Here is a 25,908-nt window from a genome sequence, read left to right as displayed (position 1 = left end):
GCCAAGATTTGGTGGGACCTCGTCAAGTTGAATAGACCTACAATCAGCGCATTCCGAATAGGAAAAGGATCCGCCCATTCCAAACATTCTCTCTGTAGCCTCAAAAGATATAAGGCTTAAACTTCCACAAAACTTACAGGCTTTATACAAATCAATAGCTATTAGGACAAATAAAAATTAGCTCGTGCTAGGATCGATTTACAATTCTATGTTCGATAAAGTTTTTTGAATTTTTGGAAAGTAGTGGGGCCAAAACCAAGCTTATTATCAATTAAGAGCTGCAGCAATTCATTTAGATACGAAATGAGATTCATTTCAATCTCGAAATTAAGCAAAGAATCCCCAAGGCTGATTACTTTTGTGATTATTTGTTAGCTGAAACGCCTCTAGGGCAACGCATGAGTTTTATTTCGAATTTCTTTTCACCTTCCGACAATCCCAATTCTTTGGGAGCTAAATTTAGAAACCAAAGACAAAAAGATTTTGAAGATTTATTCTTTCAGAATTTTTCTAAAAACGATCCGATTCGAGTTCTTGATGTGGGTGGTGCTTCCTATTTCTGGGATACCAGCAGTCTTCCCTCCTTGCCTAATATTGAAATCACACTTCTAAATCTAGGAAAGGAAAATACTACACATCCTAAAATAAAATCTGTAGTTGGCGATGCAACGAGTATGCCTGAGTTCGAAGACAATAGTTTTGATTTGGTCTTTTCAAACTCTGTAATTGAGCACTTGTATACTTGGGAAAATCAGCAAAAAATGGCCAATGAAATACTCCGTGTGGGTAAAAAGCATTTTATCCAAACTCCAAACCGGACATTTCCAATTGAGGCGCATTACGCAATTCCCTTTGCCCAATACCTTCCTCATAACCTGCTTTTCTTTTTCCTCACCAAAACAAAAGTGAGTAGGCTTCAGAAATGGGATTCTAAACATGCGCAGCAATATCTAGATGAAATCCGATTACTTGATCAAAAAGAAATGCAGCAGCTCTTCCCTGAATCTAAACTGTATCTGGAAAGATTCATGGGCATGATCAAATCAATCAGTGCCCACAATTTAGGTTAATCATCGAATTGTAAGCGAACCAAGTTGGCATAAAAACCATCTTCTCTAGTGAGCAAATCTACGTGATTACCCTGCTCGACTATTTCGCCGTCGCTAAGTACATATATCCTATCCACCTTGCGGATTGTCGCTAGCCTATGCGCGATGATAATGGTGGTTCTTCCTTTCATCAACTCATCCAACGCTTCCTGAACCAGGTGCTCTGATTCCGCATCCAAAGAAGAGGTCGCTTCATCCAATATCAAAATAGATGGGTTTTTTAATATAGCTCTGGCGATAGCGACACGTTGCCTTTGACCGCCAGAAAGCTTTATCCCTCGCTCACCTACTAAGGTATCTAGACCCTCGGGGAATTGTGAAATAAACTGCCAAGCATTAGCTTGCTTTGAAGCCATAATAATTTCCTCTTCCGATGCACCAGGCTTAGCATATTCGATATTCTCACGAATTGATCCACCAAAGAGCAACACTTCCTGTGGTACCATGCCCACATGTGATCTAAGATTTTGCAAATCCCACTCACTCAGTTGTCGATCATCAACTTTAATTGATCCTTTCTGCACGTCATAGAAGCGCATCAGCAATTGAATGATGGTAGATTTACCCGCTCCTGAATGACCTGCCAAGGCAACTTTCTCTCCTGGATTCACATAGAAAGTCAGGTCTTTTAGAACTTCCATTTCAGGACGTGTTGGATAATGGAACCCAACGTGATCAAAAGAAATTTTGCCTTGGAAATTAGCGGCTTTTTGCCCGGTAATTGGTTCCGGCTCTTCGTCTAATATTTCCAAAACTCGCTCAGATGATCCTATGGCTTTCTGAACCTGCCCATAAATATCTCCTAATCCCGCTATGGATCCGCCGATAAATGTAGTGTACAAAACAAAGGAAACTAATTCCCCTACACTCATTTCACCTGAGCTGACTAAGCTGGCACCATACCACATCACCGCCACGATTCCTCCAAACAAGGCAAAAATGATAAAGGAAATAAATGCTCCACGGTACTTGGCAGCCCGCAAAGCAACACCTACTACTCTATTCAAACCAGTGCCATAGCGAGCTGACTCGAACGCTTCGCCTACAAAAGATTTAACAGTACTGATAGACTGTAGCGTTTCCTCTACAATCACATTTGCCGAGGCCAGTTCGTCCTGCGTACTTTTGGAAAGTCTTCGAATAAATTTCCCAAAAACCATCGCTATTACCACCAAAACTGGGAAGGTAGCGAGCATAAATAAGGTTAATTTGGGTGTATTGACCATCAAGAAGATTACACCTGCAATAAGTGTAACTACCTGACGAAAAAGCTCCGCAAGTGTAACAGAGAATGTATCCTGAAGCATACTGACATCAGATGTAATACGGCTGATTAGCTCCCCAGTCCTGCGCTTATCAAAAAAAGTCATAGGAAGTCGCACCATTCTAGAGTACAGGGCTAGCCGGATATCCCGCATCGATTTCTCCGAGACTAAGGCAAAAAGCCAAACTCTGAAAAAAGAGAAAATACTCTGAACTGCCAAGATCGCGACTAAGATCAGGGCAATAGAATTTATATCATTTACTATCCAGTCTGAGCCTTGCGCGGTATCGATAAGCTTGCCAGCTACAAAAGGGAAGGTGAGTAGCGTAAGTGAGGAAAATACAAGGAAAACCAATCCAAGAAAGAAGGTTCCTTTATACGGCATTAAAAACTGAAAAATGCCTCCCAGTTTACTTAAATTCTGCTTATTCAACTTTCTCTTTTCACCCTCTTCCAAAGCAGTTCCTCTTTTCTTAGCCATCCGTTAATTTTGGTATTGAGGGCACAAACTTAAGGCTTTTTTGCAAGGATTTCCTCAGTAAAAGCGAAAGCTTTGACAATCAACTTAGACTAATAAATCAATCCAATATGGGTCTCGCGAATACCAGAAAGGTAAAACCTTCCAAAGTATTCCTAGACTACCTAGAACCTTCCTGAATACTTTTGAAATGATATTAGTATAAATGACCGCCGCTGTGGAATGAGGCAACTATCTGCCCAATTGCGCATCAACCAATTCCCGCTTAAGTTTACGCTCACGTTCAAGCATATTCTTTCGGTGGTTTTCAAATTCTTCTTGGACTTCGGCCAAATCCTTCTGCGCCTTTTTGATTTTTTTGAAGCTAGTGAAATATTGAAAAGAAAAAATAGCAAGTGCGCCTGCAAGTACTGCCACCAGAATCCACATCATAGATGAGTAAACCCCTTTGTGGATTCCGATACCAAGGAATGAAAAATTATCCTTTTCGGCAATCGCAGCTAACTTCTCAGTTTCGGCTGTTGCCAGTATTGTATTTAGATTATTGATTGAATCCTTCTCATTGGCAATCAATAGTTTTAGATCACCGACCTCAGTTCTCATCGTACTCATGGAATCAAGAATATTAGCTTTCAGCTGATCCAAATTTGATCGCTTTACAACTTTATATTCTTGGAAATTATTCGACACACTGTAGATATAATCAAATTGACTATCAATCGTGCCTGACTCAAGAGAACCGCTATCCTCGGAAGCCTCTTGGGCAAAGATGAGTGATGGATGAGTAATAAAGAAAGTTATGATAAGGAATAGGAGTAGTATTCTTTTCATTGGGGAATTAATTTACAAACTAGAGTGAATGACTTCAGCAACCAATAAACATGCCTTACAGGGGATATACAAGGCCATTTTTTAACTGGACTATACCTACCCACAAATAAATCAATCTATTTGGCTTATTATCAATTATTTAAAATAATAATATATACATCCGCTTTTCTTCCAGTATGCTGACAAAAGTAATGTGACATAGGTTAAACTTAAGAATTGAGGCCACTTCAGCCTGTCCCGCCAATGCGGGAGTCTTCGGTCATCGGTCTTCCGACCAGATAAGCAAAGAATCTAAGGCAACTGGCATCATTGCGGATAATCACAAAAATTAATATTGTGGCCAGAATTTCTGATAAGTTTTGTGCGATAAATTTGGATACCTAATTCATGAAAACTGCTTATTTAAAAAAGTTAAATCTCCTTGACCGTATTAACCTGCGATGCTATCCAAGCTGGCCGTGAGGAAGCCAAAAAAGTGATTCCAACCATCGCAATACTAATCCAGAAAAAGTCGCTCCAAATCATTTTGACAGGATAAGCATCGACAACCGCCGATGAAATACCAAGAGATACTAAACCAAATGTCTTTTGTAGAAAGCATACCAAATAACCAAGTATAAGACCAATTGCTGCACCACTAAAAGCAATCATAGCACCCTGCTTTAGGAAAATTCTTCTGATTAATTTCTCTGGTGCTCCCATGGCCTTCAGCACAGCTATATCCTTCTTTTTTTCTATTGCTAACATGCTGAGTGAAAAGAAAATATTAAAAGAGGCTATCGCAAGAATAAAAGTAAGTGTAAGAAACACAAATAACTTTTCCATCTGGACGGTCCGGATCAATCCTGCATGCTGTTCGTCTGCGTTTTTCACCAGAAAATTTTCCCCTAAATGTGCTTTTAGTGTTTTGTGGACTTCTGCGATAGAATATCCTTCGGCTACTTTCACTTCAAGTGACGTCCTTTTATCACCATATTTCAACAACTTCTTTACAAAAGACAGGGGCGCTATCACATATTCGTCATCAAATTGCCGATCAATGCTAAAATAGGCTACCGGGTCTAGGACTGCAGTTTCATAAAACTGAGTGGGATCGATAGTGGCCGCACTTCTAGGTGCTTTTGGATAATAGATTTTTAAAGGCACATTGACATTCTCAAGATTGACCGAAAGGAAAAAGCCCACACCTCTTCCAAGAATTGCTGCAGGATTATGTTCAGTGCCTAGCGTAGTGTCACCCCAAAAATAACCATTGGCGAATCTTTCCTGGTCGAGAAAATTCTCTGAAACACCCTTGATTCTCCCTACCATTTGGTTGCCGTTGTAGTCTAACAGTACATTGTCTTCAATGACCTCAGTTAGAATTGCTACCCCTTCTAGGTTTTTGATACTATCCAGCCACTCTTCGTTGGTCATAAAGCTTTTACCAACAGCTGCCTCTATTTTCAACTCCGCATCGAAGCTGGCAAAGATACCGCGAATCAAATCTTCCAAGCCATTGAATACAGACATGACAATCACCAGCGCCATCGTGCCCACTGCGACTCCTATCATAGAAATCCTGGACAAAATAGTGATGAAGTTTCGCTTCTTTTTACTGCGAAAATATCTGGTGGCTATGAAAAAGCTGAGATTCAACGATAGCTGGATTAATCCTCTTCCTCTTGATCTTCTTCTTCAGGCGGCGCTGGTGGAATAGCTAGGTTAGAAATCACCTTGTCCATATGCTGAGCATAGGCAGCCGAATCATCAGGGAAGAATGCGATTTCAGGAATTACTCGAACTGATTTTCCGATTCTCTTGGCTAATTGATGTCTAATTTCCTTTTTGTGCTCATTGATCAACTTGTAAGTCGCTTCTGGATCAGCCAATAAAAAGCTTAGGTAAACTTTTGCCAATCCCAAATCAGGGCTCATCATCACACGAGTAATCGTCACCATAGCACGTCCGACTAGGTGTTTTGATTCTTTTTGAAATATATCTCCAAGCTCTTTTTGGATAAGCTTGGCATATTTTTGTTGTCTTTTACTTTCCATATGAAGTATTTGTGGTACAAATTTAGCGAAATAGTTGGGCAAGCTTTAATTTCGGGCAAAACCAACCAAACACTCTTCTCCAATTTACCTTGTTCAGCTTTTTCAAATTAAATGATCCCTTCAGGCTAATCGGCATAGGAATATACGTTCTACTGCTGACATTAGCCTATTTGATGCTAAATCCTTTTCCTATTACCAACCCACAATTGATGTGGATGCTTCTCGGAGAGCGCCTGGAGCAAGGTTATTTTTTATATCAGGATATTATAGACGACAATGGTCCTCTATCTGCGGGTTTCTTCACTTTAATGGACTTGCTGTTTGGTCGCAGCCTCCTTGCTTATGAAGTGGTGGGAAGGCTTTTGATTTCTTTCCAGATTCTGTATTGGAATTCCATGTTGATCAAATTTAAGGCCTTTGACATCAATACCTATCTTCCAGCTATTATTATGGCTGCGCTCTTCCATTTTTCATTTGATATGTTGAGCTTAAGCCCGGCGTTACTTGGCAGCACCTTTTTAATACTTGCTCTTGGACAGCTTTTCTCACAAACTGTGCTGCAAAAAGATACAAGTGAAGCCACTCTTTTACTTGGTATTTATGCTGGATTGGCCACAGGATTCCAACCTAATTATATCCTATTTCTGCCTTATATGATATTCACTGGAATTGCGATCAGTAGCTTTTCCTTCCGGCAGTTGATGCTTTCTTTAGTCGGATATTTTCTGCCAATATTGTTGATCACAGTATTTTACTTTTGGAACGATGGCTTGGAAGAAGCTATACAAATCTGGCCACTCACTTTTCTATCAGAAAAATATGAATATCAATCTCTAATTGACTGGCTAATTCTAGGAATATTCCCTCTTTCATTAGCAGTGGTAGGTTATTTTATAGCTACAGTCATGCGAGGATCTACTATCAATCAACAAAAGCAAAGGCAGCTTATACTAATCTGGTTGGTCTTTTCAGCTGCTGAATACTTTATTATCAAAAAACAGGCAGCTTATCAATTGGTGATTTTAATCCCAGGCCTTACTTATTTGATTAATCAGTTTTTCCTGAATATCAAAAAAGAAATAATTGCGAAAATTGCCTTTTACCTATTAGTAGTAGGGCTTCCAGTGGCTGGAATATGGTATTGGCAACAAAAAATCACGGATTCAGAATATTTTGTAGGACAAAATGAATCTAATTATTCTGGTGATATCTTGATAATGGGAGACAATCTCGCTCCATACCTTAACACCAGAATTGGCGGGCCATTTTTAAATTATCGGCTGAGTAAACTGTATCTGGATCAAGATCGGGATTTAAGAGAAAAGGCAAGACTTTTTCAAATGCTTCAAAAGCAGCTGCCATCCAAAGTCATAGATCCTAATGGCGATTTCGAAACACTACTCAAGCAATTTCCGGCTTTGGAAAGTCAGTACAAAAAAACCTCTGCCAGTGTTTTCACTTTGATAAAGTAAGGTTCCCCTTGTTTTAGGCACTACACCTTAAGGGCAACTTATGTTTTAATGGTTTGATTACCAGGTAAATAAATCGTATTTTAGGCCTAGTCAACCCTTTTTTACGCCTTTAATACTTTTTTATGGAATCTATCAACCAATTGTTGGAAGCATGTTCATTGCCAGAAAAAACGCAGTTGCTAGAATTTGCTAAAATCAAAAACCCTCCTGGTTCAAAGAAACTGATGCTCATGAAACTCTTTGTAAACCAACCTGGGCTTAGCGATACAGAGTACTCTCAGAAAATCTATAAAAAGCCAGAAGGTTCAGCATATTTTCAACTCAAAAAAAGAGTGAAAGATGAGTTTGAAGAACTATTATTAATACTTAAGCCAAGCTGTATCAAGCGGGAAAATCAGCTTCACATTGAATGTTCCGAATTACTTTTGAAAAGCGAGCTAATTCTTGCTAGAGGCATACGAAATGAGGGTTCTAAATTACTAGAACGTGGCCTGAAAATGGCCATTAAAAATGGCTTTCATGATTTAGTCCTAACAATTTACAGTACAGCTTCCCGCTTTGGAATTTGCGAGGTTTTGAACAACAATGACTTGCCAGAACTCGAGATTGCTATTAAAAGTCACTTACAGTTATTAATCAAGGAAAACTATAAAAAACCTACAGATCAAAAGGAGTCAAAAAACGAGCATTTAAAGACGATGATTCGTCAACTTAACTATAGCCGCAAATCCTGGGTTATATTGGACGATATTAACCGAGCCATACAGCATAAAGATTATGAAAAAGCCTTGACTCAGGTCAATGAAGCAGAATTGGATTTAAATCAGAATACAGAGTCTCGAACAAAAGATGAATTAGTATTAACCAAGACCTCTATACTTCTTGCAAAGCGGGAATATGCCGAAGTATTGGAGGAGTGCATATACTCGGTAAACCCAATTAAATTCTCCATTGAAAATAAACTTCGGTTTTCACTAAATCATTGGTATGCCTTATTCCATTTAAATAGAATCGAGGAAGCACATCAAATTCTTCGAAAAAATCTGATGAAATTGGATTCCTCACAAGATAAAATATGGAGTTATCTAGAAGCCTACATTTATTTCAAACAAGGCAATTTTAAAACTGCATTGAAGGAGATTCATTCATGCCAAAAATATCTGAAGAGTAATTCTGAATACTATTTAGGCTCAAAAATGTTGGAGATTATGATCCTTTTTGAACAAAATGATGAAGACTGGCTAGAATATAAAATTGAAAACTTCAGAAAATTAATTTCAAGGTATAAATGCAAGACCTTAAAACGAATTCACCTCTCGTTCCAAATTTTTTCAAAAATGCAAAAATCACTTTTTAATGCGGGCTTGCAGGATTACGTCTATGATCCAGTTCTCTTTAAACTTCAAAATGAAAATGAAGGCTTAGAGTGGAGACCCAGCTCTTCTGAGCTAATTAGATATGATGGTTGGATCACTGCAAAAACGAAAAACCAAATTTTCTAATCACTACAGCTCCCAAACGAATTATTCTCCTGAAAGCGTCATCACTTTCTGAATTATTGAGAATGATAAATGTCAATAGTTAAACACATATTTTAACTATTCAAATGATTTTCAGCGAATTGTAATTTTTTAATTCTTAATTATTGCATAATTCCGCCATATTATTTCCTGTCTTTTGCAAGCTAAGTTCAATACCTTGACAAAGGTTTTTAACTGGTTTTTTAAACATTTTTTATACAGACATGATCCACTCCACTTTGGAATTTTTAACCGCAGAACTCAATGCCTTTATCAAGCTAAAGGTAGGTGATACGATGGGGAATAGAATTTATCTCTCCAGTGTCACCAATGAATCTGGGCTCGCCATACCCGATCAAAGCCTTGGCCTTTCACTTATAAATATAGAAGAAGAGCGCACGATCAAGGAACAGCGTAGCACCTATATCAATGCTGTCGGAAAGACTGAAAAGAGAAATCCAGAGATACAACTGAATCTATATGTGTTGATCACTGCAAACTTCCAGAACAAAAAGTTAAATGATTCCTCAGATGACTATGTGGAAGGACTCAAGCAATTGGGATACGCCATTGCTTTCTTCCAATCCAAAAATGTATTCACGAAAGAAAACAGTCCTGGCTTGGCAAACTTCGATCCTGAACTTTCAAAAATTGTCGTTGAGCTATACAGTTATTCTTTCGAGCAGCTCTATAACTTCTGGACAGTGGTGGGCGCAAAATACCTACCCTCTGTTTTATATAAGGTTAAGACCCTGAAAATTCAGGAAAACGCTATTCAGGAAAGCGGAGATCCGATTGAAAAAATACATCTCGATACTCTTCATAAATCATGAGCATAATCTACACCCGCCTCGGCGAAGTAGCGCTTCGCCATGACTTTTACCGCGACGGCTTGGCCAAAGACCTGATTCTTATGCCTTCAGCTGAAACCGCGCATTTGATGAAAAACGGCAAAATCCTATTCAGAAAAACACCTGGAGGTATTGTATTACTTTATCGTGCAGAAGATGATGAAACTACTCCTCTTACGCCATTAGCTTTACCCCAGTCATTTTTCTTCTTTTTTAAACCAGAGAATGCAGGCGCATTTCTTCAGGTAACTGACCTAAATAATGGTTCTGAAGAATTTCAAGCCGGCAAAATTCCTTTTTTTCAAAATACTCCGGCAAACGCCTCAACGGCGAGTGAAAATCCAGAGGAATTGTCTTATCAATTATTAGATGGGCTTAGGCCAAAAGCTTTCTCCATGCAGCTCACACTAGATCCGATACCAGCTTCAGTTCGGATCAAGGTCAGAAATGCTGCAGGAGAAGTAGTATCAGCCGGTAAAGATGCTGTTGGAAATCCATTGCCTGATGGATATGAAATCAATCCTGATGAAAATGGCCTTTTTAGAATTCTTTTTGATCTCAAAGGAAAAAAAGAAGGTGTTTACACATTCACACTTAGAAATTCCGGAGATACGGATGACTTGTGGTCCAAGAAGTATTGGCTTGGTGAATCCGCCTCGGCTCAGCCATTTGGCTTGATTGAATTACGATACCAAGCTGCTCCTAATCATCTCTATGGAGCTATGGAATACTATCAAGTTTCCTTTTCAAGAAAAGAAAGTCGCTGGACTTATTTCGTAGTGAATGGCAACAATAAAATAGATCTAGTTGCTACGCAGCTGCAAATTCAGGATCAAGGAAATGTAGGCAGCGTTCCCTATGGCTCCTACGCATTTGACCAGATTGGAGCTAGTCCAAACGCTGACATTAAAATAAATAATCTGGAAACAGTGGTTTTCCGCTCGCAGAGTAAGATTCCATACTTCGAGATTCCAAAACTCAATTTTCAGCTTAGAAGAACTCCCGGAAATCAGATTCTAATCCCAAACCTCCCAAATCCATCCCGATCCGCTCCGACTAAGCAAAGTGGTGGAGAGGCAAACTCAGAAATATATGTATTCATCTAGCAAACAATCCGAATATGGCAGACTTTAAAACCCCCGGGGTTTATGTTCAGGAAATATCAACCCTTCCCGCCTCTATTGCTCCAGTCGCGACAGCGATCCCAGCATTTGTAGGCTATACCGCTACTCGCGAAAAAAACGGTGAGACTTTACCGGCAAATCAGCCAGTTCGAGTCAGTTCCTATTTGGAATACAAGGAGATTTTCGGTGAATCCTATCCTGAAGACTATGGAGTGGTCTTGACTGAAGCATCGGACGGATCAACAGTGGTAGAAATCACGGATCCAACAAATTTTTCGCCTTACCGCATGACTTATCAGGTCTTCATGTATTTCAACAATGGTGGTGGCCCATGTTACATTGTTCCTGTTGGCGGATTCGTAGCCGGACCTAATCCAGCTCCAGCATCTATCGACCCAGGCGAATTGATAGCAGGGATTAATGCGCTGGAAGAAGAAGACGAGCCAACACTTTTGGTGATACCAGAGGCTGTGATTCTGAGCCCAACAGATCGAAAAACTATCCATGACACATTAATAGCGCAATGTTCCAAACTCCAAGACAGGTTTGCCTTGATGGATGCACTAAACTACAATGGACAAAGTGTTCAAGAAGATGGAGACTCTTTCCGAGATGAAGTAGGAAGCAGCGATTTGAAATATGCAGCAGCTTATTATCCATCGCTTAAAACCTCACTTTATAAATATTATTCCGAATCCAAATTGACCATTACTGATAATAGAGGCGGAGCAGGTTTAGGACCATTTCACAATAAAATGCTTACTACTGTTGGTAACGGTGATGCTTTTGCAACTGCAACAATACGCATAAATAATACTGCAAATATCGATGGTGATATTATTACTATCGGAAGCACAGCATATACAGCTGGTATCACTTTTACTCCAGGCGCCACTGATATCAATACCGCGGATGCCTTGCTAAATGCAATCAATGCAACTGCAGACCCACTTTTTACTGCTTCCCGAACCCCTTCTACTTCCACACTCACGCTCGTGGCAACCACACCAGGAATTGCTGGGGCACCTATCGCCCTGACCTATGATGACAATGGCGATGGAGGGGCTGTCATTTCAGGTTCAGGCACTTTCTCTTGGCAAGCACCTGATAAGACTCTTTATAATACTATAGTAGCAAAGCTTCAATCCAAAAAAATGGAACTCTATCCATCTGCATCGATGGCAGGTATCTGTGCTCGAGTTGATCGGCAGCGTGGTGTTTGGAAAGCGCCGGCAAATGTGGATGTGAGAGGAGTAATCAAACCAGTAGTCTCTATCAGTGCGGAGGATCAGGGTTTACTCAACGTAGATCCCACTTCAGGAAAATCTATTAACGCGATACGCTTTTTCCAAGGAAAAGGAAACTTGGTTTGGGGAGCTAGAACACTCGCAGGAAATGACAATGAGTGGCGCTACATCCCTGTCCGCAGACTTTACATTTTTGTAGAAGAGTCGGTCAAAAAGGCAACAGAATTTGTGGTATTTGAACCAAACGATGCCAATACATGGCTCCGGGTAAAAACCATGATCGAAAACTTTCTGAGCAATCTTTGGCGAGATGGAGCTTTGGCTGGTGCCAAGGCTGAGGAGGCATTTTTTGTGCGGGTAGGTTTAGGGCAAACTATGACTCCCTTAGATATTTTGGAGGGAAGGCTTATAGTAGAAATCGGTATGGCGGCAGTGAGACCGGCAGAATTTATCATCCTGAAATTCTCTCATAAACTTCAGGAATCTTAATCCATTTCATTTAAAAAAATTTAGCCATGTCAATACAATCAACGCCAGGCGTATATATCGAAGAAATCGCCACTTTACCAGCATCGGTAGCTTCTGTGGAAACAGCAGTCCCCGCATTTATAGGTCATACAGATCGAGCTGAAAAAAACGGTGAGGACGTTCGGGGAGTCCCAACACGAATCACCAACATGCTTGAATTCGAAGGGATTTTTGGTAAAGGAAATCCAGAAACTTTTACGATTTCGGTGGTGGACAGCTACGACGCTGCTAAAGGTTCAGGAGAGAAATTAGCAACCAGGAAAATCACTGCTACCCCTCCTGCCACACCAAGCCCTTACAAGCTCTATTACAGCATGCAGCTCTATTTTTCCAACGGTGGTGGGCCATGTTACATCGTGTCAGTCAATGATTATGACAATGTACCTATCAAAGGGGATTCTGCTACTCCCGCGAGTATTCTGGGAGGTCTTGAAGCTATCAAAGCGATCGACGAACCAACCTTGCTCGTCTTTCCTGATCAAATTCCCACAGATCTTACTGGGTCTGATTATAAAGATATTTACGATGCTGCACTTGCCCAATGCGACTCTTTGAAGGACAGGTTTGTAATAATAGATGTCAAAATAGTTACTGCTGACCCCTTTGCTGATGCACAGAATTTCAGAAATAATGGAATAGGAATGAGCAATCTAAAGTATGGAGCGGCATACTATCCAAACTTGAGTACTTCTTTGAATTACGCTTACTCTCTAGCAGATCAAACGATCACGCATACCAGCAATTATCCTTCTGGAGGAACTCTTACAGAAGCAGGAGCTTCTGATACGCTAAGCTTAGAAGCTCTTGAAACTAGCGAACCAAGTATTTATAGGGGAATTCTAGCAGAGATCAAAAAACAATACATCACTTTACCTCCATCAGGAGCAGTTGCGGGCATCTATGCAAGAGTAGATCGTCAGCGTGGTGTATGGAAAGCTCCGGCAAATGTGGATGTAAGAACAGTAATCGGTCCATCGCGCAAAGTTTCCCATGATCAGCAAGCAGCACTTAATGTAGATGCTACTTCAGGAAAATCCATCAATGCCATCCGTACTTTCACTGGTAAAGGAACGCTAGTTTGGGGCGCAAGAACATTGGCTGGAAACGATAACGAATGGAGGTATGTACCCGTGCGAAGACTCTACATTTTTGTGGAAGAATCAGTGAAAAAAGCGACTGAATTCGTGGTCTTTGAGCCAAATGACGCCAATACTTGGCTGCGCAGCAAAACCATGATCGAAAACTTCCTTTCTAAACTTTGGCGGGATGGAGCATTGGCAGGAGCCAAACCCGAAGAGGCATTTTTTGTAAGAGTGGGACTGGGTCAGACGATGTCTGCTCAGGATATTCTCGAAGGGCGACTCATTATCGAAATCGGAATGGCAGCAGTAAGACCTGCCGAATTTATTATCCTGAAATTCTCTCATAAGCTTCAGGAATCCTAACCTAACATTTCATTGAAAGCAAACTTAAAATCAAAATATTATGGCAGTAGCATATCCAGTTTCCGTGTTTCATTTCCAGGTAGAATGGGGCGGATCCCGCATAGGTTTCACAGAAGTATCAGGCCTTACTGTGGAGCTACAAAGCATAGACTATCGTGAAGGCAGCTCACTTGAATACCATGTGAGCAAAATGCCTGGCATTCCTCAATATTCAAATATTACATTAAAAAGAGGGGTGTTCAGAGCTGACAACGAATTTTTCCAATGGCTCAACACGGTAAAAATGAACAACATTGAGCGTAGAGACCTCACCATCAGCTTGCTCAACGAAGAGCATGAACCAGTGATGGTCTGGAAGGTAAAAGAAGCTTGGCCGTGCAAAGTGGAAGGACCTTCCTTGAATTCAACAGGAAATGAAGTGGCGATTGAAACGATCGAGCTTTGCCACGAGGGATTGGCAATCGAAACCCCGTAAACAATGGCGCTATTTCATCCACCAACCGGGTTTCACTTTCTAGTAAGGTTTGAAGGGCTTTTACTAAAATACCCGGCCTTACCTGATATAGGGTTCCAAGAGGTATCTGGCTTGAGCGTGGAGATAGGAGTTGAGGAATATGCCGAAGGTGGAGAAAACCGATTCAAGCATAGAATGCCTAACCCGATTTCTTATCCAAATCTAGTTTTAAAAAGAGGGATGGCAATCAGTTCTCAAATCGCAAAATGGTTCAAAGACAGCGTGGAAGGCTTTCAGTTTGAAACGCAGGATATCACGGTCATTCTTTTAAGTCCAGAGAAGGTTCCTCTTCAGGCTTGGAATTTTGTCAATGCCTGGCCAGTGAAATGGTCGGTGGAAGGACTCAATGCGATGGAAAGTTCAATCATGATCGAAAACATAGAATTCGCCTATCAATACTATAGGAGGATTAGTCCAGACGACCTTTTGCCATAAGAAGATGCCCATAGAAATCAAAGAACTCATCATCCGTACTACGGTGGATGCAGCAGAAAGCAAGCCTACAGGTAGCGGAAATAAACTTCCGGATACAGGTGCAGTAATGGACGGAATTAGAGAACTGAGCCGAATAATTAAAGAAAAAAACGAACGCTAAAACTTAGCTAAATGTCACTTTTAGATATTTTTTCTCAAAAAGGAGGGTTAGAAAAGCTGAAAATCACAGCTTTCAAAGACGAAAACTACAATGAGTCCACTGCGACTTATGTGGTGATGTATAATCCTACAACATTCAGCCAGGAATTCAAGTCTAAATGGATTCCAGAAGAAGGGCCTTCCGATGGAAAACAATATCAATTCAGGACATTGGAATCTGACTCGGTATCTTTTGAGTTTCTTTTCGATGCCAGTGCTGCTTCCCCGCCAAGTGAAGACAAATCAGGTGATACAAATTTCTCTTACCTCGGAGAGGACAAGCCAAATCTGGAAAGTATCTCTGGCAATAAAATCTCTGCGATAGAACTAATAAATCAGGACAAACACGTAGATCGTGCAATTCGGAAGTTTCTTGATATCACACAAAACATTCAGTCTGACACGCATAAGCCAAATTACCTGCAGATCAACTGGGGAGCCTATCAATTCAGAGGAGTTTTGGCCTCAGCCACAATTAATTACAAACTTTTCAACAGCTCAGGCCTGCCCATTAGAGCAACTGTCACGGCCAATTTTGACCAATCCCTTTCCCGACAGGAACAAGCCGCAACTACAGCCCGGACTTCACCAGACCTGACTCATGAGCGCATTGTAAAAGCTGGAGACACCTTGCTTTTAATGTGTCAAAGAATCTATGGAACACAGGAATATTACATGGAAGTAGCCCGAGCAAACCAATTGGGAAATTTCAGAAAACTCGTCCCAGGTCAGAAACTCATTTTTCCCCCAATAGCAAAAAACTGATATGCCTTTAGTCCCGATAGCTACACAAAGCAACCTAGATCACGCCACTTTCAAAGTATATTCTGAAGGTCAAGAACTCCCGCCTTCTGTAGGAGTGGCAATGATTGCGATTCGCAAAGCTGTGAATAAGATTCCAATGGCGAAGCTGGTGCTTTTTGATGGAGATATAGCCACAGGTGAGTTCCAATGGAGTGAAGGCGACTTATTCAAGCCAGGTGTAAAACTGAAAATTGATGCGGGATATGATAATAGGGAGGAGACTATTTTCGAAGGAATAATTATCAAGCATGGACTGGAAATCTATACCGACAAGGCATCAAGACTAATTCTAGAGCTTCGTGATCCTGTGATCAAAATGACTGTCGGGAGAAAAAACAAGTACTTTTTTGAAAGTAGCGACAGCGATGTGATGGAAGAGTTGATTGGCAAATATTCCGGTCTGGAAGCTGAGGTAGAAAGCACTAGTTTATCTCACGCAGAGATTGTTCAATACCACGCTACTGACTGGGACTTCATCCTGAGCAGAGCTGACGCAAATGGAAAAATCGCTACAACAGAAGCTGGAAAAGTAACTATCCAAAAGCCACAAACCAGTGCTGATCCTATCATCGAACTTCAATATGGAGATAATGTCGTAGAGTTTGAGGCCGAGATGGATGCAAGGCAGCAATATACCGCCACTAAGGGATTTAGCTGGGATTTCATCAAGCAAGAAGTAGCCGAAAAAGAAGGCGCTAATCCATCCATGGACTTTCAAGGAGATATCAGTGGAGATGATCTAGCAGCAGTTATTGGTCTGGAATCCTTCCAGATGCAGCATGGTGGTCTATTAGCAGACGAAGAACTTCAGGCTTGGACCGATGCTGGTTTGATGCGAAGCCGACTTTCGAAAATTCAAGGCAGGGTAAAAATTCTTGGTGATAACACGGTAAAACCCGGAGACATGGTAGAGCTGAAGGGCTTCGGATCACGATTTAATGGCAAGGCCTTCGTGTCTGCCGTCTACCACGAGATCTCTCCCAATCAAAAATGGTTTACCCACCTAGGTTTGGGCTTGGATCCAAAATGGGTTTCTCAGCAATACGATGACATCATCGATGTGCCTGCAGCAGGACTGGTTCCAGCAATCAAAGGCTTACATATCGGCATTGTAACTGCATTAGAAGGCGATCCTGATGGAGAAAACCGAATTAAAATAAGGCTACCGCTGATAAGCAAAGATGAAGAAGGAATCTGGGCAAGATTTGCGTCACCCGATGCTGGAAATGAACGGGGAATATATTTCAGACCAGAAATTGAAGATGAAGTCATAGTCTCTTTTATCAATGAGGACCCTCGAGATCCAGTGATTTTGGGCATGCTTCACAGTAGTACCAAACCTTCTCCCTTTGAAGAGAAAGATGATAATCACGAAAAAGGGATTGTAACTAGAGACAAACTCAAGTTGCTTTTCGATGATGACAAAAAGACAATTTCTATTGAGACTCCAAATGGAAATAAAATCCTCCTCACAGATGACGAGGGAGCTATCCTTTTGGAAGATGAAAATGGAAATAAGATCAGTATGAATAGCGATGGAATTACTATCGAGAGTGCTAAGGATCTGATTCTAAAAGCAAGCGGCGATGTTTCCATTGAAGGGACCGGTGTGGAGGTAAAAGCCAGTGCCCAACTCAAAGCTGAAGGATCAGCAGGAGCAGAAGTTTCCTCTGGAGGACAAACAGTTATTTCAGGTTCACTAGTACAAATCAACTAAACTATGCCTGCAGCAGCACGATTCGGAGATACAACTACACATGGGGGAACCATCATTGGCCCAGGAGAACCTACGGTATTGATCGGAGGTATGCCTGCGGCAGTTTTGGCTGACAACCATGCCTGCTCATTGCCTCCAAATTCCCATCAGCCAACAGTCAGCCCCTTCATAGCTGGAAGTGCAACTGTCTTAATTGGAGGAAAACCCGCAGTGAGAGTTGGGGATGCATGCGTATGCGGTGCTTCAGCTGCTGTGGGAGAACCAACTGTAATCATTGGATAACATGGAAAATAACAAATCATTTCTAGGTAGAGGCTGGGCATTTCCAGTGACTTTCAGCTCTGAAAGCCAGCAAGTGCAGATGGCAGAAGATGAGGTGGATATCCAGCAAAGCCTGATCATTCTTCTAAATACTACACTGGGAGAGCGTGTGATGCGCCCTGATTACGGTGCAAACATGGAGGATTTACTATTCGAAGCATTGAATGTGACCACTGCAAATATGATTGCTAATCGCATCAAAAAGGCGATTCTGTTCCATGAGCCAAGAGTGAAAACTGAAGACATAGACCTAAGGCCAGATTATAATGAAGGAAGAATCGAGGTCTTGGTCACCTATACCATCATTGCCACAAACAACCGAAGAAACTTGGTGTATCCTTATCTATTCACCGAAGCAACAGACATTGAATTATGAGTAAAGACTGCAACGATCTGACCCTTCCCGGCAACGGAACTAGCCGCGCGCAAAGACTTATAGAAGGTCTTTTGCCTGACTATGTCCGTGTGGATGAGCGGAAAATGGAAGATTTGCAGGCATTTGCAGTAAAAATTGCAGGAGAATTAAAATTCATCAAAAATGAAGATCCTTGGACTGTAGGAGATTGGTCAGGATTTTTCGATCAGAAAATACAGGAAAACCAATTAACCAACCCTCATTTTGCTCTTTTCCTCGCCTTCTTAAAGCTTTTCAATTTTGCGCAGCAGGATATAAATACTATCACCCAGAGGCATTTAGATTTTTATTATCGTGACGTACTTCGGTTGAGAGAAAAGCCGGCAGAGTCTGATCAGGTTTATTTGATTATTAAGCTTGCAAAGCATATTCAAGAACATTTTCTTGCCAAAGACACGGCCTTCAAAGCTGGAAAAGATGACTTAGGGAAAGAAATTCTTTTCCAAACAACAGATCCAAACGTTATCAACAAGGCAGAGGTCAGTTCATTGATGAGTCTTTTTAAAGATGAAAATGGAAGGCTTTACAAATCCTCAATTGCCAATTCCGCAGATGGATCGGGTGCAGAAATTCTGTCTGATGAGAAACAATGGAAGACCTTTGGAAAACCCTCTACACAATTCCCAAATCAGGATCGAGAGCTAGCCACCATAGGCTTTGCATTTGCTTCTCCCATTCTGCTGATGGGAGAAGGAACCCGCAAAGTTTCCTTAAGAATTCGATTTGAACCAACCGAGGGGTTATTAGAAAGATTGCGAACGCTCGCGTTGGATAAAACTTTCGAAATCTGGTTTAGCGGAGAAGAAGAGTGGATTCGCGCAACTATAGGTTGGGAAAACGCTGCAGATAATGTGGATGCAGAAGTGTTGGCATTTCTAAATAATGCTACTTCTTGGCAAGACATCGCTGGGCTGGAACCTCAATTCGGGCCAGTAATAGATGATCCTGAATTTGGCCAGCACCGTCCGTTCAAGGGCTATGACATAGGAGAGATCACTGCTAAAAATATTCTAAGTCGAAGAGATTCATTTTCTACCAAGAGATTTTCGACTTTGAATCAAGTAGAAGCAGTCCGCGGAGTTGGCTCAGACAAACTCAATGACCTCCGCTACTCCTTTCGGAACACCAAACACAAGCTCATTTCTGGTCCTTACGGAATCGATCTCATTTTGAATTGTATGCTGCTGCCGGAGGATCCAGCAGTGGTAAATTATGACGAAGAAGTCCTGCTGCAACGAATTCAAACCAATTTACCAATTATGAAAGTGAATTTGGCGAATACCATCCAAAGCTATGGCTATGAGATTCTGAAAGATTGTGAGGTAAAATCAGCCACTATCAAAATCGATGTAGCTGGCGTAGAAAACCTGATCCTGCAGAACGACCAGACCATTTTACCGATTGGCAAAAACATTCAGCCCTTTGGATTCAGACCAGTCAAAGGATCGAATTTTTATATCGGAAGTAAGGAGGTTTTTGGTAAATCCCCGAAAACGGTTGAGTTGAAATTCAAATGGCATGGACTACCGGAAGCTACCACGGGATTTGCAGACCAATATGCAGGTTATGAAACTCGAAATAACCAGAGCTTTACAGCAGCTGTGGATTTCTTGGATCAGAAAACCTGGAAACCCATCAACGCATCAAAATCACTATTTCAAGGAAATAATAGTCTTCCACTAAGCACTGACAAAACAATAAATCTCAGCGGTGCAGCTTGGAATTCAATCACAAAAGATCCCGATTTAGAGCACCTTACCCAATGGTCCCCAGCTTCCAACCGTGGTTTTCTTCGATTAAAACTGAACAGCCCAGATTTTGGACACAAGGAATACCCTCTACTTTTTGCCAAGGCTGCACTTTCACAAGCTTCACCAACAATTACTGATATAGCGCTTCCTAAAGAGCCATATACTCCAGAACTTCAAACGGTTAGTCTAGATTACACTTCTGAGGAAGAACTGAATTTGAAGCAAAGTAAATGGGATGGTTTTTTTCACCTTGGAGCATTTGGAGAGGCAAAAGTTTCAGGACAGAATGAGAGTTCACCATTGCTGCCTAACTATTCTGATGAAGGAGAATTGCTAATTGGACTTTCTTCTCATCAAAAATCACAAAATATTCAGCTCTTAATTCAGATTCTGGATGGCTCTGCCAATCCTGAGAAACCTGTTCCTCAAGTCAATTGGAGCTATTTGGCAGGAAATCAATGGAAAGAATTTGATAAATATTCCGTCCTAATTGATGAAACAAATGGACTGATTCAAAGTGGATTGGTATCCTTTGCTATGCCCCGAGAGGCAGATAATACGCATACGATTCTGACAGATCAGCTTACTTGGCTGAAAGCTTCAGTCAATTCTGATTCGGATGCTATCCCTGATTTTATTGCCGTTCTAGCACAAGCCGTCAAGACAAAGTTTGAATCCTACGAGAACGATCCTTTGCGAGTGGGGAAAGCAATTCCAGCAGAAACTATCAGCAAACTTAAAATTGGTGAAAGTGCGATTAGTAAAATCCAGCAGCCTTTTTCATCGTTCGGGGGCAAAACTGCTGAATCCTCCAATGATTTTTACCAGCGAATTGCTGAGCGGATTCGCCATAAGCAACGTGCGATCACATCTTGGGATTACGAGCATTTAGTTTTGGAGGAATTCCCTGAAGTGTATCAGGTGAAATGCCTTAACCATACTAGCTACGATGGAGATCTCACAAAATACCGTGCCTTGGCTCCTCGAAATGTGACTTTGGTAATTATCTCAAATGTGCAAAACAAAAATGCCATCGACCCGCTTCGTCCAAAAGCAAGTGTAGCCCAGCTGTCTACAATCCGAAATTTTATCACTAGAATATATCCTCCGGGAGTTTTCCTACATGTGGTAAATCCAGTATTTGAGGAGATTCAGGTCAGAACAAAAGTGAAATTTCACTCCTGGGCGGACAAGAACTTTTTTGCCAGAAAACTGGAAGATGATCTCAAGGCTTTCCTTTCTCCTTGGGCATTTGAAACGGATTTCGATTGGACTTTCACCGAATCCTTACACAGCTCAGTGGTACTTCACTTTGTGGAAAAACTGGAATATGTGGACTACTTGACCTGCTTTGAACTTTACCATCTAGTCAAAAATCCAGTTTCTGGAGAACTCCTTTCAAGAACCAGAGTAGAGGCTGCCAAAGGCAGTCGCGGAGTTTCGGTCCTTGGGTCAATCGGCACATTGAATTCCTATGGAGATCATCTTATTGAAGTGTTGGAAACTGAGGATTGCCTCTGTGAGGACAATGAAATAAAACCAGCTGCGAGCATCGCATCTGTAGAAGACGAGGACTTGGATGAGGCATTTTGATACTTGAAAAAATGGAACAGTCAATAACCATATCGAAAGCGAAACCTACCATCAAAAGCATGGATTATGAGCTGCTGCGCACTGAAGCAATCAGCTATATCCAACGCGTGGGAGGAAAAATATGGACTGACTACAATAGTCATGACCCTGGCATCACCATTCTGGAAGTACTTTGTTATGCAATTACAGATTTGGGATACCGAAGCAATTTTCCCATACAGGATCTCCTAGCGGATGAATCTGGAAGCTTGAAAAACCAATTTTTCTCAGCTTCCGAGATCCTTCCCTCTACACCTGTCACGATAAATGATTATCGGAAATTTTTGATGGATGTGGAAATCGTCGATGAAGAGGATTTAGAATGCCCTCGTGCTGGAATCAAAAATGCCTGGGTAATTATTCGCGAAAGCAATGAAATTGCTATTTATCCTGACAGAAAAGAAAAAACCTTAGCGTACAACCCTTTTCCAACAACCGAAGAAGCTCTTCAACTTGGGATTTTGTACGATGTATTGTTGGAGTTTGACTCTTGCGAGAATCTTGGAGACCTCAACGAGAATAAAATTAGCATGGAAATCGAAGTCGAGGAACACCCAGATTTGGAAGGTGTGGTCATCGATATTCAGATTGAATTCCCAAGATGGGATGATACCAATGTCGATTGGGCAGATTCGGTTAGCATCCGCAAAAATGTACGTGCAATCTCCATTCAATTCCAAAATGTACCGGATGGGATTACGCTTGAATTCGACCTCAGCCCAAGCAATCTCATTGAATTAAAAGGTAACAAATTAGTGGCTGAGGGCCTTGATCCTCTTGAGGGACTTGGAACTTTGAGCAATCAGGTAAATACGTTCACCTACTCTAGTCCTGAGGGTATCTTGGCATTTTACCTGAAAAAAGTAGCCAAAATCAGACAAATTCTCGGGAAGGCAAAAGCGAGTTTGAATGCGCATAGAAACCTATGTGAGGATTTTGTGGATTTTCATGCATTGAGAGTGGAGGAAATCTTGGTTTGCGCAGACATAGAACTGTCTCCAAACGCTCCTATTAATGAAACTGAAGCACTGATTTTTCAAACAATAAGCGCATTTCTTTCTCCTCAGGTCAACTTTTTCAATTTGGAAGAGATACTCAATCGCTGCAAAAATGAAGCATTGCCGATAGCCAAGATCCAGCAAAATCCAGCAAAAATCTGGATCGAAATACCAACCTCTGACTATCCAAAACCAAAGTCCAGCTTAAGTATAATCGGCTCAGGTGGAAACGTAGGTATCTATGAGGCGCTTGAGGTGAGAACAGATCCAAAAAACAGTAAACTCTGCGAAATCCTACTTAGTCCAAATTTCCCCTCACCGGTTTTGATGGATGACGATCAAGTATTTCTAGGAAATTGGGAGGAATCTCAATGCATCCCAACAGAAAAACTTTTCGAAGGACCACTCCTAAAACATGGCTTTATAGATGAAGGAGAACTAGCTAAAGCCGACCGAAGATCCAGCATTCATGTAACGGATCTGATCCATATAATTATGGACATTCCAGGTGTGAAGGCAGTTAAAAGTATCCAAATAGCGAACAAACCACAGGATAATGCCAGCGGATCTATTCCATCTAAAAGTGTAAGATGGTGTCTTGAATTAGCAGTGGATGAGTATTACGTCCCAAGACTAAATACCGAGCTGTCTAAAATCACTTACTACAAGGAAGAATTGCCTTTCCGGGCAAATCGGGAGAAGGTCGAGGATTTGCTGCAAGAATATAAAGCTGGGGAACGCAAGCAAAAGATCTATTATCCTAAAATGGATTTCGATTTGCCAACGGGAAATTTCAGAGATCCGGGAAATTACGATTCCATCCAAAATGACTTTCCGTTGGTTTACGGTATCACAGAAGCCGGTATGCTTCCAAAATCCCAAGGGAGGCCGAATCTGCCTCAGGTGCAGCAATTGAAGGCCTATTTGATGGTTTTTGAGCAGATGCTGGTGAATTACTTGAGTCAACTTGCCAATACTAGACACCTATTTTCCATAGATAATAGCACTGATGAATTTGGAAACCCAATCATTGATGCGACTTATTTTTCCCAGAGCTTAGAAAAGCTAACTCCTGATGGAGCAGAACTTTGGAAGGATTTAGTGGCTCTTGAGCCTACTGTCAAAGAAATTACAGAGTCAGTCGAAGACTTTCAAATCAGAAGGAACCGCTTCCTAGATCATCTGTTAGCACGTTTTGCCGAGCAATTTACAGATTACGGCTTGCTCGCTTTAAGACTGAATCCTGCCCAAGGCCAAGCTAGATTGATTGAGGACAAAATGGCTTTTCTCAATAACTATCCGAAAATCTCCTCTTACCGAGGAAAAGGATTTGACTACAAAATCGGAGATCATTTTTGGCATCGGGAAAACTTGTCTGGACTGGAAAATCGGATCCAAGGATTGATGGGAATTAGAGAAAAATCTGCTTCCTGGCTCCGATTCTCTCCTGCATTTGAATTCGTGGAAGCTTCTGACAACTGGAAAGTTCAGGTGAAGGATTCTTCAGATGTAGTTCTATTCGAATTAGAAGCAGTTTTCCCTAGTAAAGAAGAAGCTGCTTTGGCATTGGAAATAACACTTTTGATCGGAGCAAACAAAGAAAATTACCAGATTAGCACAGAAGATTCAGGCTTCTCATTTGAATTGCATTGGGATGGAAAAACTGTAGGATCAAGCTTAAAAGTTGATTTTGGAGACGATACCGAAGGAGGTGATGCAGATCTTGCTCTTACAGAAGTATGGGAGATTTTTCGAGAAGAATTCTTAAATAATCCCCTCGCAAACCGTAAAAATTTGAGTCTTGCATTGGACGCATTTTGGCAGGCTGAGATTACGGTAAGCTTGGGTTCGTCTCCTCCTAAATACACGTTAGAATTCGAACTTTTTGACGCTCCTTTCGGGGCTGGGACAAAATTGATTCAAGGAACTTTGGAAGTAGAAGTTCCTGATGCGACATCTGACCCCGAGCTTCAAGAATTGGCTGAAGAAAGACTGGAAGAGTTGATTTGGCAGATTTGTACTGCTGGAGTGATGGAAGCAGCCTATGTAACTGATCCTGCTCCCTATTCTTCACCTTATAAATTCTCAGTTACTGATCCAATCCGTGGGGGTATGCTTGCTAAAAGTGTGGAATCTAACTTCAATGCTCCTTTAGCCACATCCATTTTGAATGAGGATTGGGGAGATGCTTGGCTAGTTCAGGCTGGATTCGAACCAATAGAATTGGACATCACTGAATCAACAGCCATTGGTCCATTTATTCAGCTCAAAGCCGATCCAACGCCGCAAAAGTCTGATCAGATTCATTTCGAGCGTGCTTTTGAGATTATTGGGTTAGATGTAGAAGCACATGAAATTAAAATAGCAGGGCTACAAGCAGCACTCTTTGAAGATTTCGAGGATTTTGAAGTTCAATTTATGCAGGGTGAAACCGAGCATCTGATTTACTACACCATCCATCAAATCCGGGAAGAAGATGGGGATACCATATTGGTAACTAAGAAAAAGCCAAGGCCTGACTTGGTGGAAAATCCTGAAAATGCCGAAGAGCAGCCCGGAGGTTTCGTGATTCTCAGCAGACAGTTTGAGGTAAAAACTGTGATTGGAGACTCTTTTAGAATACTAGGCGGAGCGGAAACGAAAGCAATTCAAAAAGTACAGCAATTTTTCGTTCGGGAATTTTTCTCACATGAAGGGACACATCTGATCGAGCATATTTTACTCAGACCAAAAGTAAAAGGTAAATATAAGCTGCCTGATGGACTTGGCGGATTTGTCAATGAAATCCTGGAAGATAAACTCCTAGATCCGCACTCAGAAGATGAATGTGTCTGCACACTCGATGATCCTTATACCTGCATGGCGCATGTGATTTTACCTTATTGGGCAGGTCGCTTTACAACTACAGACTTCAGGAGATTTCTGGAGAAAAAGATAAAAAGGGAGACTCCAGCGCATGTGTTTTTGACCATTTGTTGGATTAGTCCTAGCCATATGAAAGCGTTGGAATTGGCCTGGAAACTTTGGCTACTCGAAACGCTAAAATCTACTCAGGAGCCCAAAAAGCTTGCTGAGACACTCGCAGGGCTAATTGATGCCTTGGCGCAAATCCGAAACGTCTATCCTGTAGGCACTCTTCACGACTGTGACGAGGATGACAATTTGGAAAACTCCATCATTCTCAACTCCTCATCACTGGGAGAATTTTAACCACAACG

The 25,908-nt window shown here is 41.3% G+C and carries 20 protein-coding genes; 16 read left to right on the top strand and 4 right to left on the bottom strand.

Annotated elements, in window-relative coordinates; translation table 11 throughout:
• The first annotated feature begins 398 nt into the window (after positions 1-398).
• On the top strand, positions 399-1,070 hold the full coding sequence (locus QOL76_RS13840) for a class I SAM-dependent methyltransferase (protein WP_283413564.1): 672 nt from the start codon (positions 399-401) through the stop codon (positions 1,068-1,070).
• Here the strand turns inward: QOL76_RS13840 and QOL76_RS13835 are convergent.
• The 4 genes from QOL76_RS13835 to rbfA form a co-directional block, all read right to left on the bottom strand.
• Positions 1,067-2,854 (bottom strand): ABC transporter ATP-binding protein, encoded by a 1,788-nt coding sequence (locus tag QOL76_RS13835; RefSeq protein WP_283413563.1) that lies wholly within the window; start codon positions 2,852-2,854, stop codon positions 1,067-1,069. The two genes, QOL76_RS13840 and QOL76_RS13835, sit on opposite strands and share 4 nt — an antisense overlap.
• 228 nt (positions 2,855-3,082) lie before the next feature.
• Positions 3,083-3,682 carry a hypothetical protein gene (locus QOL76_RS13830; RefSeq protein ID WP_283413562.1) on the bottom strand — a complete coding sequence of 200 codons (600 nt, stop codon included), beginning with the start codon at positions 3,680-3,682 and terminating at the stop codon, positions 3,083-3,085.
• Between the two features lie 411 nt (positions 3,683-4,093).
• Positions 4,094-5,320, bottom strand: a complete 1,227-nt coding sequence (locus QOL76_RS13825) for an FtsX-like permease family protein (protein ID WP_283413561.1) — start codon at positions 5,318-5,320, stop codon at positions 4,094-4,096.
• An 11-nt stretch (positions 5,321-5,331) separates the two neighbouring features.
• Complete coding sequence (gene rbfA / locus QOL76_RS13820) at positions 5,332-5,718, bottom strand: 30S ribosome-binding factor RbfA (protein WP_283413560.1); 387 nt, start codon at positions 5,716-5,718, stop codon at positions 5,332-5,334.
• Between the two features lie 173 nt (positions 5,719-5,891).
• On the opposite strand from rbfA, the gene QOL76_RS13815 reads away from it, so the two are divergent.
• The 15 genes from QOL76_RS13815 to QOL76_RS13745 all read left to right on the top strand — a co-directional run bounded on the left by QOL76_RS13815 (position 5,892) and on the right by QOL76_RS13745 (position 25,900).
• Positions 5,892-7,190 carry a hypothetical protein gene (locus tag QOL76_RS13815; protein ID WP_283413559.1) on the top strand — a complete coding sequence of 433 codons (1,299 nt, stop codon included), beginning with the start codon at positions 5,892-5,894 and terminating at the stop codon, positions 7,188-7,190.
• A gap of 122 nt (positions 7,191-7,312) precedes the next feature.
• Positions 7,313-8,692 carry a tetratricopeptide repeat protein gene (locus tag QOL76_RS13810; protein ID WP_283413558.1) on the top strand — a complete coding sequence of 460 codons (1,380 nt, stop codon included), beginning with the start codon at positions 7,313-7,315 and terminating at the stop codon, positions 8,690-8,692.
• 242 nt (positions 8,693-8,934) lie between these two features.
• The gene (locus tag QOL76_RS13805) at positions 8,935-9,543 is read left to right on the top strand and encodes a Pvc16 family protein (protein WP_111613186.1); all 609 of its coding nucleotides are present in this window, start codon (positions 8,935-8,937) and stop codon (positions 9,541-9,543) included.
• Entirely contained in the window at positions 9,540-10,667 is a 1,128-nt protein-coding gene (locus QOL76_RS13800) for a hypothetical protein (RefSeq protein WP_283413557.1), read from the top strand. Before QOL76_RS13805 ends, QOL76_RS13800 begins: the two co-directional genes overlap by 4 nt.
• A gap of 14 nt (positions 10,668-10,681) precedes the next feature.
• Positions 10,682-12,421, top strand: coding sequence for a phage tail sheath family protein (locus QOL76_RS13795; RefSeq protein ID WP_283413556.1), 1,740 nt, complete (start codon positions 10,682-10,684; stop codon positions 12,419-12,421).
• 26 nt (positions 12,422-12,447) lie between these two features.
• Positions 12,448-13,905 carry a phage tail sheath family protein gene (locus QOL76_RS13790; RefSeq protein ID WP_283413555.1) on the top strand — a complete coding sequence of 486 codons (1,458 nt, stop codon included), beginning with the start codon at positions 12,448-12,450 and terminating at the stop codon, positions 13,903-13,905.
• Between the two features lie 40 nt (positions 13,906-13,945).
• Entirely contained in the window at positions 13,946-14,380 is a 435-nt protein-coding gene (locus QOL76_RS13785; RefSeq protein WP_111320708.1) for a phage tail protein, read from the top strand.
• A 3-nt stretch (positions 14,381-14,383) separates the two neighbouring features.
• Positions 14,384-14,854 (top strand): phage tail protein, encoded by a 471-nt coding sequence (locus QOL76_RS13780; RefSeq protein ID WP_283413554.1) that lies wholly within the window; start codon positions 14,384-14,386, stop codon positions 14,852-14,854.
• Positions 14,855-14,858: 4 nt separating this feature from the next.
• Complete coding sequence (locus QOL76_RS13775; RefSeq protein ID WP_283413553.1) at positions 14,859-15,014, top strand: DUF5908 family protein; 156 nt, start codon at positions 14,859-14,861, stop codon at positions 15,012-15,014.
• Between the two features lie 11 nt (positions 15,015-15,025).
• The gene (locus QOL76_RS13770) at positions 15,026-15,817 is read left to right on the top strand and encodes a CIS tube protein (RefSeq protein ID WP_283413552.1); all 792 of its coding nucleotides are present in this window, start codon (positions 15,026-15,028) and stop codon (positions 15,815-15,817) included.
• A 1-nt stretch (position 15,818) separates the two neighbouring features.
• The gene (gene vgrG, locus QOL76_RS13765) at positions 15,819-17,573 is read left to right on the top strand and encodes a type VI secretion system tip protein VgrG (RefSeq protein ID WP_283413551.1); all 1,755 of its coding nucleotides are present in this window, start codon (positions 15,819-15,821) and stop codon (positions 17,571-17,573) included.
• A gap of 3 nt (positions 17,574-17,576) precedes the next feature.
• Entirely contained in the window at positions 17,577-17,855 is a 279-nt protein-coding gene (locus QOL76_RS13760; RefSeq protein WP_283413550.1) for a PAAR domain-containing protein, read from the top strand.
• A gap of 1 nt (position 17,856) precedes the next feature.
• Complete coding sequence (locus QOL76_RS13755) at positions 17,857-18,270, top strand: GPW/gp25 family protein (protein ID WP_283413549.1); 414 nt, start codon at positions 17,857-17,859, stop codon at positions 18,268-18,270.
• Positions 18,267-21,653: a baseplate J/gp47 family protein gene (locus QOL76_RS13750; RefSeq protein ID WP_283413548.1), complete on the top strand. Its 3,387-nt coding sequence runs from the start codon at positions 18,267-18,269 to the stop codon at positions 21,651-21,653. The genes QOL76_RS13755 and QOL76_RS13750 overlap by 4 nt, the downstream gene beginning before the upstream one ends.
• Positions 21,654-21,664: 11 nt before the next feature.
• Positions 21,665-25,900, top strand: a complete 4,236-nt coding sequence (locus tag QOL76_RS13745) for a hypothetical protein (RefSeq protein ID WP_283413547.1) — start codon at positions 21,665-21,667, stop codon at positions 25,898-25,900.
• The last annotated feature ends 8 nt before the right edge of the window (positions 25,901-25,908 follow it).

Source organism: Algoriphagus winogradskyi, assembly GCF_900182815.1.
Lineage (GTDB): Bacteria > Bacteroidota > Bacteroidia > Cytophagales > Cyclobacteriaceae > Algoriphagus > Algoriphagus winogradskyi.
This window is presented reverse-complemented; position numbering and strand designations above follow the sequence as displayed.